Below are 16,917 nucleotides of genomic sequence, written 5' to 3'. Positions count from 1 at the left end.
TTTTTATTGAAATATAAGGTAATCTATGTGTAAAGGTATACATTTAGCAAGAGAGAGGATGATAGCTGTGAATACATTCAAATGGATTAGTCATGAACAGATGTATGTAGATGAAATACATGTTGAAAAATGTGGTCCTCTTTCAGTCGGCGTATATGGGGGGAATCAAGAGAGTGATGCATATGAACGAGGAGATGCGGTGCTTGCTTGGTGGGATCCTGAATTACAATTTGAATTTGTTATGATTTTTGATACACATCACAAAACAAAAAATATAGATTATATAATAGAAGCGATTTCGGCAAGAAAAGAAAAACTAAAAGAGTTATTCTCATATCCAATACATTTAGCTTTTCATCATACACATATGTACTTATTAGCGTTATTTACAGATGAGTTATTTATTAAAAAATGTGATCAAGATGATGAGGAACTCGCTTGCTTAATTTGTTTACGAAAAGGCGAATTTTTATATTGGTTATCAGTTGGTGATTGTTTCGCGTATTTATTCCATTCTGAGAAAACGAAAAATGGAAAAGGACGATTAAATAAACGGAAAAATTACGAATATATTGGTAGGAAAAATATTTTTGCAGCAAATACACCTTGCTTTACGTCAGGTGTAAGAGGATTAGAAAAAGGAATGAATCACATTGTAATGGCAACAGATGGTATTTTAGAGTGTGACAAACGAAGGTTTGATGATGATCAATCTTTAGTAGAAATATTACACGACGGAAGTTGCTTGCAGATTGAGCCCGTATTAACAAATGTATTGCAGTGGAAAGGTAGAGATTGTGCCACGATTATTGGATGGTCTATTGATACTGATAATAAACAATGTGCTAATTAATATAAAAGGAGTTCAAGGTTTTTATCCTTGAACTCTTTTTTGTTAAGCAATATGAATATGATATGTTTTCAACCATTCATTTACTTGTAGCATATACTCCATGGCACTTCTTGCCTCAAAATTGTTAATCTCTTTATTACTTTGATTAGCAATTGAAAGTAAGATGGAATGGTTAATAAGTGAGAAAATAGGATTGTTTTTATTGCTACACATATCAAGTGTTAAATTACGGATTGTTTGTAAGTAGTGTGGATCTTGTGAAGTTGGATAAGCACTTTTTCTTCTATTGCGTACATCGTCAGGTAAAGCTGGTTGTAGTGCTCTACGTAAAATGCCTTTTTCAATATTATCAATACTTTTTATGTTGAAAGGAACATTCCATAAATATTCAACTAATCTATAATCGCAAAACGGTACACGAACTTCAAAACCAACAGCCATACTCATACGATCTTTACGGTCAAGTAAGAAAGGAAGGAATCTCGTTAAAAATAAATAAAACATTTGGCGTTGTTTCGCGGATTTTTTACTTTCCCCTTCAAGAGTAGGTACTTCATGAACAGCTTCATGGAATCTTTTATTGATATAGTGTTCAGGATTACATTGCTTTGTTACTTCGTTTAATAATAGAGAAGATGTGTTTTTCCAGTTTGTTAACCATGGAAACTTATCTACATACAGTAGTTCTTCTTGATGAAACCAAGGATATCCCCCGAATACTTCATCAGCCGATTCACCAGATAAAGCTACGGTTGCATCTTTTTTCATTTCGCAAAATAGTAAATATAGTGAAGTTTCCATTTCGCCTGCACTTGGCAAATCTTTCGCATGGAGGGGAACGAATAAGTGATTTGCTAATTCTTCAGCATTCACAATAATGTCATGATGCGATGTCCCTACATGTTCGGAAACACGTTTTACCCAAGGAGCGTCTAAGCCAGTGCGAGCAAATGTCAGCTCGAAATCTTTGGCGCTATTTAAAAAGTCGATTGAATACGTGTGAAGTGTTTCGTGCTCCTCTGCAAATTCTTTACCTGCAAGTGCAGTAATACCGCTAGAGTCTAATCCGCCTGATAACATACAAACGAGAGGAACATCGGCAATTAATTGTCTTTTTACTGTATCTTGTAAAATAGATAAAATATGCGAAGATGTATCTTCTATAGAGTCTGTATGGATCTTACTTTCTAAATTCCAATACTTCGTAACTACTTTTTTATGACGTGTAAATGTTATAGAATGTCCAGCACGTACTTCTTGAATATGCTTAAACACACCACATCCTGGAGTGCGAAATAAGCCTAATCCAAATATTTCATTTATTCCATCCGCATCAATTTCAGCAGGGACAGATGGATGCGCTAATAATGCTTTAATTTCAGAGCCGAAAATAATACTGCCATTTCTTTCTGTAAAAAAGAGCGGTTTTACACCTAAATGATCTCGTGCTAAAAACAATTGTTGCTTCTGTTCATCCCATAATGCAAAAGCGAAAATTCCGTTTAAATGTCGTACGCAGTCTTCTTTCCATTCTAAATAAGCATGTAGTAATACTTCTGTATCTGAATGGGTTTCAAATGTATGACCACATTTTTGAAGTTGCTCTCTCAGTTCACGGAAATTATAAATTTCTCCATTATAAGTAAGAGCATACGTATAATCACCAGCACGAAATGTCTTCGGCTGCGTCCCGCCTTCTGGATCAATAACAATTAAACGTCGGTGTGCAAAGGCCGCGCGAGGTGAAAACCAAAATCCTTCAGCATCAGGACCACGATGCTGGATACTATTTGCCATCTTTTCTAAAATAACATGTTCATTGGAGAGATCCTTATTCCAATTTACCCAACCTGTAATTCCACACATACACATCTCATCTCCTAATTTTAAAAATATATTAATGAAATAAAATGTACACCAAATTAAAGAATGACTATATAAATAGTGTACTACATGAATTAAATTGTAGACTTGAGAAAATTTTCTTTGAACGCATAGTCATGTGAGACAATGGCTAAGGGGAAGTATTCCATTACATACAAAAAATAAAAAAGATGAGAGAAAAAATTTCTTCAGACGTTATATAGGGTGTAAAAGCTTTTACAAAACAATAAGGGGAATCGCTACATGAAATCAAATGAGAAAAATTTTATAAAAAGATTACAGCGGCAAAAAGAAGGCGCGTTAGAATTTGTTGTCGATACATACTTACCACTCATAAAGGGGATCACGCATAAAGTTCTACTTCCAATTCAAAATGATGGACTCATAGAGGAATGTATAAACGATATATTTCTTTCCATTTGGAATAACGCAAATAAATTCCATGGAGAGCCGAGTGATTTTAAAAAGTGGATTGCAGCGATTGCAAAGTTTAAAGCAATTGATTATTACCGAAAAGCGACTAAAAAAGTAGAAATTATTTCAGATGAGTTTCATATCAGTACAGAAAAATCAGCAGAAGACGAATTAATCGTTATGGAAGATAGGGAAGAATTATTGAAGCTCATTAATCAATTAGAACCGTTAGATCAAAAGGTATTCATTATGAAATATTTACTTGGTATGAAGACAGAGGAAATAGGTGACAAGTTAGGATTAACTCGGGCAGCAATTGATAATCGAGTGTACCGGGGGAAAAAGAAACTACAACAAAATGCTACGAAAATTAGTTTTGGAGGTAGTGCAATATGAAAGACATTTATGAACTATTAAATGATATTGATATAGATGAAAAAGAACTAGAGGAAATTGAGGCTTCTGAAATTGAAAAAGAAAAAGTGAAGCGTAATGTAAAACAATCGATACGTACGAAGAAAAAGATGAAAAGTTGGAAAAAAGGTGTCGCTGCTGCATCTATTTTAGTAGGACTATCAGTTGCAACACTTGGTATTGGTTTTCCAACCTATGCTGGAGGTCTTCCTATAGTAGGAGATATATTCCGATTTTTAGATAATGGTAGAACAGGGCTACATGAAAATTATAAAGAGTTTTCGACTGAATTGAATATGACGAGAGAGAGTAATGGGGTTAAGGTTACAATTAATGATGCTGTGTTTGATGGGAGAACTGTAACGATAACGTATTCTATCGAAAGTGAAAAAGATTTAGGAGAGCATCCGAGCATATTTGGTTCCCCGCAAGTAAGCATGTCTAATGGTGCGGCTGGAAGTTCTAAAACTACGAAAGTAGGAGATAAAAAATATGTAGGTATGACTACAACAAGTGATCTTGGTAGTAAAAGAATGGACGTTGCAAATGTTAGATGGAATATGGAATCAATTAATATGTACGAAGAAAAAAAATCAATAAAAGGGAATTGGAATTTTGCTCTTACTTTAAAGGCGATGGATAGTAAGGATATAAAAGTTAATGGGATTTCCGAAAAAGAAGGTATAAAAGTAAATATAGACAAAATGGAAGTAACACCTATGTCATTTATCGTTTTTTATAATCAGGAAGAATCTAAGGCATTAAGGCGCATATGGGATAGTGCAGATGTTGAGCTAGAAATAAAAGATGATTTAGGAAATCAATACGCTGGTGAAGGAAATGGCGGAACGGGTACAGTAGCAGAACCACATAAAAGTAGTTGGAGTACTACATTCCAAAAATTGAATAAAAATGCTACAAAGCTTATCGTTACGCCTCATGTGAATTTGCGAGTGCATACACCTGAAAATCATGGTGGAGTGGAGTATGTGAATGGAAAAGAGAAGAAAATTGAAGTGCCGAAAAAAGAAGCGAAGAGTAAAGATATTGTTCTAGATGATATCGTAATTGATTTAAAGAAATAGAAGAGAGACTGCCTAAAAACATTAGGCAGTCTCTCTTTTCGCTAAAAACTAGTTACGAGTAACGCATGTGGATGCTGCGTTTTATACTCATCTTTCCACGGAATGTTTAGTTGTTCCCACGATTCGCCGCTATCATTGGATTGAAACACGCCGTTGTTATTTAACGTGTAAAACGTATGTGGCTCTGCCTTGTTTGTCGCAAACATCGAAATGACTGTACCGATTGCGGATGGTAGTCCTTGTTGTACTTGCTGGAAAGGAGTATCTTTCGTTTTTCGATAAATATAAGATTCATAAGGAATATGGTGATGAGCGAGATCAGCACTCGGTGCAGCTGAAACGAGAATCGTATTGCAATCAGCGGGATCGATAGCCATGCTGTATAAATAATGATGTTCAAGTCCTTCACTGCATGAGATCCAGCTGTTTCCATTGTTATAACTTTCAAGATATGCACGATCAGGTCCGCCCATAAATCCGTCACCACATGATGCATAAAGGCGATTTGGTGCTTCAGGGTGCATAAGTAATTGATGAGCATCGATAGGGGCACCGAATTTTTTATCGATCCATGTATGCCCTTTATCATTACTTTGAATAACAGCACCAGCTTCGATTGAAACGTGTATTGTATTAGGGTTGTTTGGATCAACTGTAATCCAGCGTACGTGATGGGTAAAAGGTCTAGGCGGAAATGCCCACGTATAAGAAGATAATAATGATTTCATATTTTTAAGTTCAGTCCACGTTTCACCACCATTTTCAGAGCGGAATAAAGCGCTCGGTTCTGTGCCAACATAAACGACACCATATCCGTTAACTTGTTCATTTGAGCTTATTGTTATGGAAGTGATAGAGGAGTGCAAAATACCATCTTCTTTAGGAAAATCAAAGTAACGATAAGAATCTCCAATTGGTCTCCATGAATCCCCGCTATCGTCACTTAACCATAGACCTCGTCCAAATGTTCCGCAATATACACGATTTTTTTGAAATGGATCAACAGCGATACAGGTAGGTTGCATATTTTGTAAGTGGTAAGTCGTTTCATAGTCATCATATTGTTCTTTCACTACAACAAGTTCACGTTCCATACAGAGAAATAAACGTTTCATTTTAGTAACCTCCTTAAAAATTCTTTCATTAGTAAACAATATGAAAATAAAAAAGAAGTAGTCTTGTTTTATTTGAGAAAAAGGGATTGTTTAAAAAGAAGCGAAGTGTGTATACAGAGGAAGCGGGCGTTTACAATCAGTCAATTCGGGATAAAGATGGGGAGTTTGTTTCATACTAACATACAGATATTGTACTTAAAGGAGTATTCGTATGGGACATTCGCATGATCATGGTCATTCAAAAAATAAAAAGGCGTTACTAATTGCCTTCCTACTAACAACAAGTTTTATGATTGCAGAAGTTGTTGGTGGATTTGTAACAAATAGCTTAGCACTATTATCTGACGCGGGGCATATGTTAAGTGATGCGGTATCTTTAGCCTTAAGTTTACTTGCGTTTAAGCTCGGAGAAAAAACAGCAACAACTGCGAAAACATATGGATATAAGCGAGTCGAAATGTTAGCAGCATTATGTAACGGTGTCGTTCTTATTGTCATTTCGGTATACATTTTTATTGAAGCAATCCGCCGTTTTAAAGAACCAGTTGAGATTGCTAGTAATGGGATGCTCATTATTGCTGTACTTGGTCTGCTTATTAATATTTTATCAGCTTGGATATTAATGAGAGGCGGAGATGTGAAGGGGAACTTGAATTTAAGAAGTGCTTTCCTCCACGTATTAGGCGATCTATTAGGATCAGTCGGAGCGATTATTGCAGCGCTATGTATTAAATTTTTCGGATGGACGGTTGCTGATGCGATTGCTAGTATTCTTGTGTCTATTTTAGTCATTATTAGTGGATGGCGTGTAACACGTGATACCGTCCATATATTAATGGAAGGTGCACCCCAGCACATAAATGTTGAAGAGGTAAAAAGTACATTATTAAATATTACGGTTGTAAAAGAAGTTCATGATTTGCACATATGGTCTGTCACATCTGATTTTCAAGTATTAACTTGCCATTTGATTATTAAAGGTGATGAAACGCAAAATGTATTAAAAGAGGCTACGGATGTATTAAAGGAGAAGTTTCATGTAGAACATGTCACCATTCAAGTAGAAATAGATGGTGAATTTAATCATAGTGAGACAACCTGCAAAGTATGAAAGAAAAAGGATAAGAAAATGTGTCATAACATTTTTCGCACGGCATACATATATATAATGTGGCCACAAATACTTTGTCAGGTAAATATTTCATGAAATTACTTTACTTATAAAGAGTCATCTTTTATAATCAAAAGTGGTAATTGATAAAGATTATCATTTTCAATGATCGTGGAAAGGAGTTTTTTTAAAGATGAGTAGTCAACTCCGTTTTGCTGTTGAAAATCGTAAGAGGCATTTAATTGATGAGTTAATTGGAGCAGGTGTGTTTAAAATTCGTGACCGACAATTATACGAGCTGTCTTTAGAGGAATTAGAAAAAGAGTATGAAGATATTGAGGATTACGCAAATATTCAGGCATAGCACATAGATTAGTAAATAAGGAGCTGGTTACACTTTTGTGTAGCCAGCTTTATTATTTCATAGAAATCATTTTTTATATTTCTTTCATGGGACGGAGCCAGTTTTGAGACATCATTTGTTCCATTTGTTTTTCATCTTGTTTTTGTAGCGCTTGAATAATAGGGTGCTGTTCTTTAGAGGTTGTTTTTGTTAGCAGGATATCAAGAAGAAACGTTTGTTGGAGATAAAAATAAATTAGTGAAGCTTTCAGGAGCATTTTCTTATATAGTCGGAGTTGCTACTATAATATTACCGCTTGGCTTAGAAAAAATAGGTGATGTAGTTGGTAACATATATACTATATTAATTGTTTTAGGTACAGTTGTATTTATAATTAAAGCAAACCTATTAAATAAGAGTGCTATAAAATAAAAAGGCTTCATTCTACTGAAGCCTTTTATTAATTATTATGAAGTATAAGTAAAAGCCGGAATAGGATCAATAAATGTATTCCACTTTTGTTCCATTTCCTTTTCTGTTAATAGACAATCATCTAATGATTGTTCAATCACAGAACGATTCATATCAATACCGATAAATACGAGCTCAGTTATTCGATCTCCATATCGCTCGTCCCAGTTTTTTAATACTTCTGGTTCTTCTGCAATCATTTGATTTCTTTCAGTTTCAGGTAATGCGGCTATCCATTCACCGGCTCCTTGAATTGTAATAGAGGAACCTGCTTGAGATAGAAGCCCTATCATATTATTACGAGATGCGAGCCAGAAGAATCCTTTCGCTCTTACAACATCTAAAGGCCATTTTTCTAGCCAATTCATAAGGCGCTCGGGATGGAAAGGATATTTGCGACGGTAAACAAAGGAATTGATACCGTATTCTTCCGTTTCCGGTGTATGATGTTCACTATTTAATTCTTGTATCCAGCCGGCCGATTGACTGGCTTCTTCATAATTAAATAGATTTGTGTTTAAAATTTCTTGTAATGGTACTTTGCTAAACGAAGATTTAAGAACTTTTGCATTAGGATTTAATTTTTTTAGTAAATGATGAAGCTCTATCACATCTTCTTTTTCTAGCAAATCTATTTTATTAAGAATAATTACGTTTGCAAACTCAATTTGATCTATTAATAAATCAATAACTTCCCGGGTATCATTCTCATCGATTGCTTGTTTTCGGTCTAATAAACTTTCTCCATCTGCAAAATCATCCCAAAACCTATTTGCATCTACAACTGTAACCATCGTATCGAGGCGACAATTTCTCGTTAAATCAATGTTAAGAACTTCGTCTGTATAAGTAAACGTTTGAGCAACTGGAATAGGCTCACTTATACCAGAAGATTCAATAATAATATAGTCAATATCACCATTTTCAACAAGACGATCCACTTCTATCATTAAATCTTCTCGTAGTGTACAGCAGATGCAACCATTTTGAATTTCTACTAATTTCTCTTCCGTACGTGAAAAACCACCCTTTTTTATAAGAGATGCATCAATGTTTACTTCGCTCATATCATTAACGATAACAGCTACTTTTAAGTTGTTCTTATTAGTCAAAATGTGATGTAGTAAGGTAGTTTTTCCAGATCCTAAAAACCCACTTAATACAGTGATAGGTACTTTTTTCATGAAATGATCTCCCTTTTAAATCGTAATGATTACGTTTTATATTAAACGATGGAAAAAGAAAAATCAATAATAAATCATAATGATTACGATTTGAGAATAGAAATAGACTATAAAATTTGTGCTGTAGTATGAAGCATTTGGACAAGCACATGTTTACATATAAATAAAATGGAGGCGAGAAGCTTGGTCTTTAATAGAGTTTCAAAAGAATTAGTAGGCATAGCTCTTATCGCTATGTTTCTCTTTTTATTATTTTTTGTAGATTTTACAAGTCTAGCAAATTTGCACAAAAATATACCACAGGAATGGTTGAATGTGAATACAGTATTTTTAAGTATCATTTTTGAAGCAATACCCTTTATTTTATTAGGGGTAATTGTTTCTTCATTTATTCAAGTGTTTGTGACGGAAGATATGATTCAAAAAGTAATGCCGAAATCTCCGATTGTTGCAATGATTCCAGCAGTATTTGTGGGAGTTCTTTTTCCAATGTGTGAATGTGTCATTATACCAATTGTAAGAAGGCTCATTCAAAAGGGGTTACCACTTCATGTAGGCATTGTTATTTTACTGAGTGCACCCATTATGAATCCAGTCGTTTTTTTATCTACTGTATATGCGTTTCAAAAAAATGATTATGTTGTATATGCACGCTTTGGGATAACAATTTTAGTTGCTCTATTCATAGGTCTAATTGTGTATTATTGCTATCGCGAAAGAAATGTTTTAAAAGACGTAGAGGTTTCAGTTCAAACAAGCAAAAAAAAGAGTTGGAAAGATGTTATGAATCACACTGTAGATGAGTTTTTTGATACTGGTAAGTATTTATTGATTGGTGCTTTTTTAGCAAGTGTATTTCAAACGTTTTTTGATCGGAATGTACTGGATGCAGTAGCACATAACGAAGTAATTGCCCCCTTTATTATGATGGGATTTGGTTATGTTTTATCAATTTGCTCTGCAGCCGATGCTTTTATAGCGGCATCTTTTGGACATGTTTTCTCAGTAAAGGCACTTCTCGCATTTCTTGTGTTTGGGCCGATGCTTGATATGAAAAATACGTTAATGCTATTTGCATATTTTCAAAAGAAATTTGTATTCTTTTTAATGGGAATTGTCATTGTATCTGTGTATACCATCCTGCAAATTATAATGTTATAGGAGGTGAGAAAGAATGGAGAAAGAGGAGCAGAAGGCATATCATCGCTATATTCGTGGTATTATTTTAATTGGTTTAGCAATGCTCTTATTTAAACTACTTGTAACAGGGAATATTTATAATTTTATCGCTCCAAAAATGATTAAATTTACGTATATAGCTTTTGTAGTGATTTTACTTCTTGGTTCTTTACAAGTTTGGAGAGATGGGAGAGAAAAAGAGGATGATTGTAATTGTTGTAAGCATCATACAGCATTAAAATCAGGGATGAAAAGTTTCTTTGTATATGTTTTATTTGTTGTTCCGATTATTAGTGCTTTTCTATTTGGAAATGTAACAATTGATGGAAGTTTAGCAGGAAAAAGGGGTATGAATCAAAGTGTACAGGCGAGAAGTATGGAAGGGAATGAAAAAGAGGGGAAACAGGATGATTTTGATGGGCGAGAGGTATTCGATGATCCAGATGAAACATCAAATTTATCAACGACTTATGAAACGGAAGAGCAAGTAGTAAAAAGTATGTTAGGACAGCATAAACTACAAGTAGAGGATAAGGATTATGTTCAAACAATGAGTATAATTGGTCAAGATGTAAAAGGGTTTAAAGGGAAAGAAATTATATTCTCAGGGTTTATATATAATGATAAGGATGTGACGGGTAATAAAGCAGTAGTGGCTCGATATGGCATAACTTGTTGTATTGCGGATGCATCAGTCTGGGGGATGATTGTTACCGGGAAAAACGTTGGGAAAATTCCAAAAGAAACATGGGTGAAAATAACAGGATTATTAGATGAAACGACATATAAAGGAACAGTCTTTCCACTTGTAAAAGTAAACAAAATCGAGAAAATTGATAAGCCAACTGAACCATATGTATATGACGCTTTACCTCAATAGAAAAGAATAAATTCTTCATATTTTCATGAAATAGAATCATAATCATGGCGATAAAAAAATAAAGATAAGAGTAATTTGGTTTGTTAAAAATATGTGCAGAAGGAGTTATGCGATGAACTGGGTTACTCATAAACCATCATTTGAATTTGAAACATTTAGTCCTATTATTCGGTCACAATCTGCGTGGAGTGGACATTTAGATTTTGCATATGACTTAGTAAGATTTGAAAAACCAGAAACTTTAGTTGAGTTAGGTACACATCTAGGTGCTTCTTTCTTCAGTTTTTGTCAGGGAGTAAAAGATGGAGGGTTATCGACTAAATGCTTTGCAGTAGATACTTGGGCTGGAGATGGGCATACAGGTCCATATGGAGAAGGGGTTTTTCAAATAGTAGAAAAAGTAGTGAGCGATAACTACCTTAATATAGGAAATTTAATTCGATCTACTTTTGATGATGCTGTAGACCAGTTTCAAGATGAAACGATAAATCTTTTGCATATTGATGGCTATCATACGTATGAAGCTGTTTCTCACGATTATAACACATGGCTACCGAAAGTCGCGAAAAACGGTATTGTATTATTTCATGATATTGAAGTTAGAAGTGGTGATTTCGGCGTATATCAGTTTTGGGATGAGGTAAAAGCGAAGTACCCTCATTTTCAATTTGCGCATTCATATGGACTGGGAGTGTTATTTCCGAAGGGTTGTAGTGATAAGTTTGAGGAAATACTTAAAAATAAAGAAGAAATACAAAATATGTATAAATAAAGATAGGGCATGCATCATTTTAATGATGTGTGCCCTATTTTTTGTGTAGAAAATAATGGTGTTAATTAAAAAGTGAAGATAGTTGTAAAAAGTTTTGTTGCAGCAAATATTAAAAAAGTTAGTATGGGATTGTTCTTTGTAAATAAAGTGAAGCTTTAATACGTTCATATCAATTCGGAATTTTACAGTAGTTAATTTCTTATCTAAGTGCTTTGCGCTTACTGAATTTTAAGGCGGAGGTCTTATTGGCCGAAAATATCGGGATAAATAAAAATACAACATTTTTTATATTTTTCATTGCGAAAAACGTAATCTACTTTTACAATAGAAAGGGTTGTGAATATATTATACTGGAAAAATAAATCGAAATAATATGAAAATTTTGTTTTGTCTTCGCTAATTGTATATTACATACATGTAAGACGACATACGTCATGTTATCGACTTGTAAGGAGAGAAAAAAATGAAAAGTGTAAGATTACCATCGATGCTAGAAATCATAGTTCTTTTATTACTATTTCTTGCTGTTGTCTTTTCCTTCCAAACGATTTTTGATCTCCCAATTCAATTAGCGCTATTTATTTCATGGTTTTTAGTAATTGCGCTTGGATTAAGATTAGGATTTCGTTATCAAGAATTGCAAGATGCAATTACGAAAGGGATTTCTAACGGATTAGAAGCAATACTGATTTTAGTTGCAGTAGGTGCTTTAATTGGAACGTGGATTGCTGGTGGGGTAGTACCAACATTAATCTATTATGGATTAGAATTTATTCACCCTAGCATATTCCTATTAGCAACATTAATTATTTGTTCTATAACTTCTATCGCAACAGGAACGTCTTGGGGAACAGTGGGAACAGCAGGTATTGCTATGATGGCGATTGGTGAAGGACTTGGTTTACCACTTCCGCTTGTTGCTGGTGCAGTTCTTTCAGGAGCTTATTTCGGCGACAAATTATCACCACTTTCTGATAGCACAGTTCTTGCAGCTTCTATGGCGAAAGTAGATGTTATTGCTCACGTTCGAGCTATGCTCGTATTAGATGTTCCAGCTTATATTATTACTAGTATTATGTTTACTGTAGCTGGTTGGATGTATGGCGGCGATAATGTAGATTTGAATCGAGTAGAATTTTTAAAAGAAGCTTTATTAAAGCAATTTGATATTAAAATATGGATGCTTATTCCAGCGGTCATTGTTATCGTTCTATTAGCGATGAAGAAACCGTCTATGCCAACAATTGCAATGGGAGCTTTAATTGGTGCAATTTGGGCAACTCTTTTCCAAGGGATGAACTTTGGAGAGGCGATTGGAACAGCTTATAACGGATTCTCAATTCAATCTGGTGTTGAGTTTGTTGACAAGTTATTAAACCGTGGTGGAATTAACGGCATGCTTGGCTCAGTAGCTGTTATTATTTTCGGTTTAGGATTTGGTGGATTACTTGAAAAACTAGGTGTTTTAAAAGTAATCGTATCAAAATTTGAGAAGAAATTAAATTCTGCAGGTAATGTAACATTGTCTACATTAATCGTGGCATTCTTAGCTAATATATTTGGTTGTGCGATGTATGTATCACTAATTTTAACACCAAAAATTATGGAAGATAGCTATGATAAATTAAAAATAGACCGTCGTGTATTAGCGCGTAACTCAGAAGTAGGTGGAACGTTAACTTCAGGTATGGTTCCATGGTCTGATAATGGTATTTTTATGGCGGGTATTTTAGGTGTAGCAACGTTCTCATACGTTCCGTTTATGTGGTTAAGCTTCGTATCGTTAATTTTAGCAGTTATTTACGGATATACAGGCAAATTCATCTGGTATGTAGATGATGCAGATAAAGGAAAGCAAGCATCATAAAATAAAAATCACCTTCTACAATATGTAGAAGGTGATTTTTTATTTTGTAATAGCATCTGCTGAAGTTACTTCATTCTCATATTTAGCAATTTTTTGTTGTATCTTTTTTAAGTTTTTTTCAGTGTCTTGGATGAGCTGTAAGACATTGGTCTCTTGTTGTTTCATTAATTCCAACCGTTGAAAGATGGTAGATTCTCCTTCCATAGACCAGTCGATAAATTGTTTTATTTTTTGAATAGGCATACCAGTGTTTTTTAAACACAAAATCATTTCTAAGTATTTGAGTGCTTCTTCATCAAAAGCTCGATCTCCTTTTTCATTTCTTTGCAGAAAAGGGAACAGTCCTTGTTTATCATAATAACGTATTTGAGAAATAGTTAAGTGTTGCATTTTGGCGACTTGCCCAATTGTATAATACATATCATTCATCCTTTTGTTACCAAGGTATAATGCCATTTTTATTTAGTATTTTACCATTATAGTTTGTTTCACTTAATGCATATTTAATAATAATTTTAGCACTTTCAATAGTTGTATGGCCACCAGGGGAATTTCCATTAAGATCAGTAGTTGTAAAACCAGGAGTTATCCCAAATACTTCTGGACCGTTAGTAGCAAATTCTTTACTAAAAGCTAATGTTAAAGCATTAATAGCAGTTTTGGAAGAATTATATCCTAGTGTATTGATTGGATGTGTTTCACCATTAGCAAACATTGTTAGTGAGGCCATGTCAGTTGTTACATTTAGTATTTTACTGTTGCTTGAATTCTTTAATAATGGTAAAAAGGCTTGTATCATTTGGAAAGTTCCAAAAAAGTTAACTTCAAATCCTTGGCGTAAAGTTTCAATATTTAATTCACTAGGTAGCGTATTGAAGTCTAATGCAATGCCTGCGTTATTAATTAATAAATGTAAATGGTCAGTCGTTTCGTGAATTTTCTTTGTTGCTTCTTGAATGGATTGTGAATTTGAAATATCTACTTGAATATAGGAAACGTTTGAAACATTTAAAGAGTCTACGGCTTGTTGTCCAAGTTGTTCATTACGAGCACCTAAAAATACGTGATAATTTTTTTCTGCTAATTGACGAACAAGTTCATATCCAATTCCTTTATTCGCACCTGTTATAAAAGCATATTTTTTCATATTGAATTCCTCCAGTAGTGTTATAGTAGGTTACAATGGAAAGGATACAGCCTAAACTTAAGTTTAGGTCAAGAGGAATTTTTTAAAATAAATATAAAATATCTATATATAAGAGTGAGAATTCTTATCATTTAAGAAAAAGTCTGTTATTATAAGAGATGTAGGTATTATATTTTCAAGGGGATGAAAACATGGAGTACAGAATTGAAAGAGATACATTAGGAGAAATAAAAGTTCCAGCTGATAAATTATGGGCAGCACAAACACAACGTAGTAAAGAAAACTTTCCAATTGGAACAGAGCAAATGCCGCTTGAAATTGTAAAAGCATTTGCAATTTTAAAGAAGAGTGCAGCGCTTAGCAATCAAAAATTAGGAAAGTTATCAGAAGAAAAAGCAGAAGCAATTGTAGAAGCTGCTGATGAAGTGATTGCAGGGAAATGGAATGAACATTTTCCGCTTGTCGTATGGCAAACAGGTAGTGGTACACAGTCAAACATGAATGTGAATGAAGTAATTGCAAATCGTGGGAATCAAATTTTGAAAGAGAATGGATCTGACGTACATATTCATCCAAATGATGATGTGAACATGTCACAAAGTTCAAATGATACATTTCCAACGGCGCTCCATGTAGCTTGTGTAATCGCAGTAGAAAATCACGTATTACCAGCAATCAGGAAATTAAAAGGAACTTTAGCAGAAAAAGTAACTGCATTTGAACATATTATAAAAATTGGTCGTACACATTTACAAGATGCAACACCGTTAACTTTAGGGCAAGAAATTAGCGGATGGCACCGTATGCTTGAAAAAACAGAGCGTATGATTGCAGAGAGCAATACATATATGAAAGAGTTAGCAATTGGTGGAACTGCGGTTGGAACAGGTATTAATGCTCATCCTAAATTTGGTGAGATGGTATCAGAGGAAATTAGTCAATTTACAGGTAAACAATTTGTTTCTGCACCAAATAAGTTCCATGCATTAACGAGCCATGATGAAGTTGTATATACTCACGGTGCATTAAAAGCATTAGCTGCAGATCTAATGAAGATCGCTAACGATGTACGTTGGCTTGCAAGTGGTCCACGTAGTGGTCTTGGAGAAATTATTATTCCAGCCAATGAACCAGGAAGCTCTATTATGCCAGGTAAAGTAAATCCAACGCAAAGTGAAGCATTAACGATGGTTGTAGCGCAAGTGATGGGGAATGATGCAACAATCGGATTTGCTGCGAGCCAAGGTAACTTTGAGTTAAACGTATTTAAACCTGTTATTGCTTATAACTTCTTACAATCAGCTCACTTATTAGCGGATGCAATTGTTTCGTTTAATGACAATTGTGCAGTTGGTATTGAAGCAGATGAAGAAGTAATTAATGAAAATGTGAATCGTTCACTAATGCTTGTAACAGCGCTAAACCCACATATCGGATATGAAAATGCAGCGAAAATTGCGAAGTATGCTCATAAAGAGGGATTAACTTTAAAAGAAGCAGCATTGCAATCTGGGCTACTAACAGAAGGGCAATTTGATGAAATTGTAGATCCAAAGAAAATGATTGCTCCAAAAGAGTAATAGAAAAAGCCAAGGTTCTTAGTATAGAATCTTGGCTTTTTTGATGTTCATTTTTATGTTTCATCTACTTGCAATACTGCAAGCTTCAAAATATATTATTTGTTAGCAGGCGTATTCATTACTTTCATCTGTGGGCAGTTCTCTTTTAAGAGTGAAATGAATTTTTCTTCTTCTTGTGGTACGAAAGTGGTCACTGAGTCAAATAAATTATAATTAATTTCTAATTGTTGCCTAGTCCATTTTTTTGAACGAAGTTTTTTGCCAGAGTACTTAATATGGCGAATGTCTTTAAATGGGATTTCAGTACGAAGTATGAAACCGTGTTTTACAACAAGAGATGATTCCGTTACGTTGTAGTGAGAGAAATAGAATGAAGAAAGATTCACGATATTTAATAGCATCATGAGAGTGAAAAAAATAGAATTTTCATTTTGGAAGAATAACGAAACGAAAAAAATAATTAGAAATAATGTAATGAAAATGACGTGGAATGGATTTTTTTTCGCTTTAAATTTCAAGTTAGTCACCTCGGTATACTTGTTCTTTAACTAAATTAAATCATAACATTGTGATAAAACGTGTGAATATGCAGAATTGCATATTCACACGTTTTATTAT

Annotated in this window: 17 protein-coding genes and 1 pseudogene; 11 read left to right on the top strand and 7 right to left on the bottom strand. The window is 34.2% G+C overall.

Annotated elements, in window-relative coordinates; all coding sequences use genetic code 11:
• Positions 1–25: 25 nt before the first annotated feature.
• On the top strand, positions 26–853 hold the full coding sequence (locus tag MHI28_RS08310; protein WP_002083203.1) for a protein phosphatase 2C domain-containing protein: 828 nt from the start codon (positions 26–28) through the stop codon (positions 851–853).
• A 42-nt stretch (positions 854–895) separates the two neighbouring features.
• Here MHI28_RS08310 and asnB read toward each other — a convergent pair whose 3' ends face one another.
• Positions 896–2,719 carry an asparagine synthase (glutamine-hydrolyzing) gene (gene asnB / locus MHI28_RS08305; protein WP_000334020.1) on the bottom strand — a complete coding sequence of 608 codons (1,824 nt, stop codon included), beginning with the start codon at positions 2,717–2,719 and terminating at the stop codon, positions 896–898.
• 261 nt (positions 2,720–2,980) lie between these two features.
• Between asnB and MHI28_RS08300 the strand changes: the two genes are divergently transcribed.
• A complete protein-coding gene (locus MHI28_RS08300; protein ID WP_000840029.1) occupies positions 2,981–3,547 on the top strand; it encodes a sigma-70 family RNA polymerase sigma factor in 567 nt (188 codons plus the stop codon).
• Positions 3,544–4,650 carry a DUF4179 domain-containing protein gene (locus tag MHI28_RS08295; protein WP_000653118.1) on the top strand — a complete coding sequence of 369 codons (1,107 nt, stop codon included), beginning with the start codon at positions 3,544–3,546 and terminating at the stop codon, positions 4,648–4,650. The genes MHI28_RS08300 and MHI28_RS08295 overlap by 4 nt, the downstream gene beginning before the upstream one ends.
• A 41-nt stretch (positions 4,651–4,691) precedes the next feature.
• Here MHI28_RS08295 and MHI28_RS08290 read toward each other — a convergent pair whose 3' ends face one another.
• Positions 4,692–5,765 (bottom strand): WD40/YVTN/BNR-like repeat-containing protein, encoded by a 1,074-nt coding sequence (locus MHI28_RS08290; protein WP_000825316.1) that lies wholly within the window; start codon positions 5,763–5,765, stop codon positions 4,692–4,694.
• A 211-nt stretch (positions 5,766–5,976) separates the two neighbouring features.
• Between MHI28_RS08290 and MHI28_RS08285 the strand changes: the two genes are divergently transcribed.
• Both MHI28_RS08285 and fbpA read left to right on the top strand, forming a co-directional pair.
• A complete protein-coding gene (locus MHI28_RS08285; RefSeq protein WP_000510030.1) occupies positions 5,977–6,876 on the top strand; it encodes a cation diffusion facilitator family transporter in 900 nt (299 codons plus the stop codon).
• A 193-nt stretch (positions 6,877–7,069) separates the two neighbouring features.
• Positions 7,070–7,240 (top strand): Fur-regulated basic protein FbpA, encoded by a 171-nt coding sequence (fbpA, locus tag MHI28_RS08280; protein ID WP_000098300.1) that lies wholly within the window; start codon positions 7,070–7,072, stop codon positions 7,238–7,240.
• A 73-nt stretch (positions 7,241–7,313) separates the two neighbouring features.
• Here the strand turns inward: fbpA and MHI28_RS08275 are convergent.
• Positions 7,314–7,412: pseudogene (locus tag MHI28_RS08275) on the bottom strand (GntR family transcriptional regulator); the annotation flags it as partial.
• Between the two features lie 8 nt (positions 7,413–7,420).
• Here MHI28_RS08275 and MHI28_RS08270 point away from each other — a divergent pair.
• Complete coding sequence (locus MHI28_RS08270) at positions 7,421–7,651, top strand: hypothetical protein (protein WP_102981840.1); 231 nt, start codon at positions 7,421–7,423, stop codon at positions 7,649–7,651.
• Positions 7,652–7,686: 35 nt separating this feature from the next.
• On the opposite strand, the gene MHI28_RS08265 is transcribed toward MHI28_RS08270, so the two are convergent.
• Positions 7,687–8,874, bottom strand: coding sequence for a GTP-binding protein (locus MHI28_RS08265; protein ID WP_000757662.1), 1,188 nt, complete (start codon positions 8,872–8,874; stop codon positions 7,687–7,689).
• Positions 8,875–9,042: 168 nt separating this feature from the next.
• On the opposite strand from MHI28_RS08265, the gene MHI28_RS08260 reads away from it, so the two are divergent.
• The 4 genes from MHI28_RS08260 (at position 9,043) to nhaC (ending at position 13,572) form a co-directional block, all read left to right on the top strand.
• Positions 9,043–10,035, top strand: coding sequence for a permease (locus tag MHI28_RS08260; protein WP_003309320.1), 993 nt, complete (start codon positions 9,043–9,045; stop codon positions 10,033–10,035).
• A 13-nt stretch (positions 10,036–10,048) separates the two neighbouring features.
• Complete coding sequence (locus MHI28_RS08255) at positions 10,049–10,933, top strand: TIGR03943 family putative permease subunit (RefSeq protein WP_000409945.1); 885 nt, start codon at positions 10,049–10,051, stop codon at positions 10,931–10,933.
• Positions 10,934–11,045: 112 nt separating this feature from the next.
• On the top strand, positions 11,046–11,705 hold the full coding sequence (locus tag MHI28_RS08250; protein ID WP_001104666.1) for a class I SAM-dependent methyltransferase: 660 nt from the start codon (positions 11,046–11,048) through the stop codon (positions 11,703–11,705).
• A 463-nt stretch (positions 11,706–12,168) separates the two neighbouring features.
• On the top strand, positions 12,169–13,572 hold the full coding sequence (gene nhaC, locus MHI28_RS08245; RefSeq protein ID WP_000843986.1) for a Na+/H+ antiporter NhaC: 1,404 nt from the start codon (positions 12,169–12,171) through the stop codon (positions 13,570–13,572).
• Positions 13,573–13,611: 39 nt separating this feature from the next.
• On the opposite strand, the gene MHI28_RS08240 is transcribed toward nhaC, so the two are convergent.
• Positions 13,612–13,992 carry a MerR family transcriptional regulator gene (locus tag MHI28_RS08240; protein WP_000291857.1) on the bottom strand — a complete coding sequence of 127 codons (381 nt, stop codon included), beginning with the start codon at positions 13,990–13,992 and terminating at the stop codon, positions 13,612–13,614.
• Positions 13,993–14,008: 16 nt separating this feature from the next.
• Positions 14,009–14,719: an SDR family NAD(P)-dependent oxidoreductase gene (locus MHI28_RS08235; RefSeq protein ID WP_000759560.1), complete on the bottom strand. Its 711-nt coding sequence runs from the start codon at positions 14,717–14,719 to the stop codon at positions 14,009–14,011.
• Between the two features lie 191 nt (positions 14,720–14,910).
• Between MHI28_RS08235 and fumC the strand changes: the two genes are divergently transcribed.
• The gene (gene fumC, locus MHI28_RS08230) at positions 14,911–16,299 is read left to right on the top strand and encodes a class II fumarate hydratase (RefSeq protein ID WP_000456612.1); all 1,389 of its coding nucleotides are present in this window, start codon (positions 14,911–14,913) and stop codon (positions 16,297–16,299) included.
• 95 nt (positions 16,300–16,394) lie between these two features.
• Here fumC and MHI28_RS08225 read toward each other — a convergent pair whose 3' ends face one another.
• Positions 16,395–16,817 carry a PH domain-containing protein gene (locus MHI28_RS08225; protein WP_000669083.1) on the bottom strand — a complete coding sequence of 141 codons (423 nt, stop codon included), beginning with the start codon at positions 16,815–16,817 and terminating at the stop codon, positions 16,395–16,397.
• Positions 16,818–16,917 lie beyond the last annotated feature (100 nt).

It is taken from the genome of Bacillus sp. FSL K6-0268 (assembly GCF_038005425.1).
In the GTDB taxonomy this organism is placed as follows: domain Bacteria; phylum Bacillota; class Bacilli; order Bacillales; family Bacillaceae_G; genus Bacillus_A; species Bacillus_A thuringiensis_S.
Note: the sequence above shows the minus strand (reverse complement) of the source record. Positions and strands in the feature narration are given on the sequence as shown.

Coding starts and splice junctions, on each gene's coding strand:
- MHI28_RS08310 (WP_002083203.1), top strand. CDS start 26: ATGTGTAAAGGTATACATTTAGCAAGAGAGAGGATGATAGCTGTGAAT.
- asnB (WP_000334020.1), bottom strand. CDS start 2,719: ATGTGTGGAATTACAGGTTGGGTAAATTGGAATAAGGATCTCTCCAAT.
- MHI28_RS08300 (WP_000840029.1), top strand. CDS start 2,981: ATGAAATCAAATGAGAAAAATTTTATAAAAAGATTACAGCGGCAAAAA.
- MHI28_RS08295 (WP_000653118.1), top strand. CDS start 3,544: ATGAAAGACATTTATGAACTATTAAATGATATTGATATAGATGAAAAA.
- MHI28_RS08290 (WP_000825316.1), bottom strand. CDS start 5,765: ATGAAACGTTTATTTCTCTGTATGGAACGTGAACTTGTTGTAGTGAAA.
- MHI28_RS08285 (WP_000510030.1), top strand. CDS start 5,977: ATGGGACATTCGCATGATCATGGTCATTCAAAAAATAAAAAGGCGTTA.
- fbpA (WP_000098300.1), top strand. CDS start 7,070: ATGAGTAGTCAACTCCGTTTTGCTGTTGAAAATCGTAAGAGGCATTTA.
- MHI28_RS08265 (WP_000757662.1), bottom strand. CDS start 8,874: ATGAAAAAAGTACCTATCACTGTATTAAGTGGGTTTTTAGGATCTGGA.
- MHI28_RS08260 (WP_003309320.1), top strand. CDS start 9,043: ATGGAGGCGAGAAGCTTGGTCTTTAATAGAGTTTCAAAAGAATTAGTA.
- MHI28_RS08255 (WP_000409945.1), top strand. CDS start 10,049: ATGGAGAAAGAGGAGCAGAAGGCATATCATCGCTATATTCGTGGTATT.
- MHI28_RS08250 (WP_001104666.1), top strand. CDS start 11,046: ATGAACTGGGTTACTCATAAACCATCATTTGAATTTGAAACATTTAGT.
- nhaC (WP_000843986.1), top strand. CDS start 12,169: ATGAAAAGTGTAAGATTACCATCGATGCTAGAAATCATAGTTCTTTTA.
- MHI28_RS08240 (WP_000291857.1), bottom strand. CDS start 13,992: ATGTATTATACAATTGGGCAAGTCGCCAAAATGCAACACTTAACTATT.
- MHI28_RS08235 (WP_000759560.1), bottom strand. CDS start 14,719: ATGAAAAAATATGCTTTTATAACAGGTGCGAATAAAGGAATTGGATAT.
- fumC (WP_000456612.1), top strand. CDS start 14,911: ATGGAGTACAGAATTGAAAGAGATACATTAGGAGAAATAAAAGTTCCA.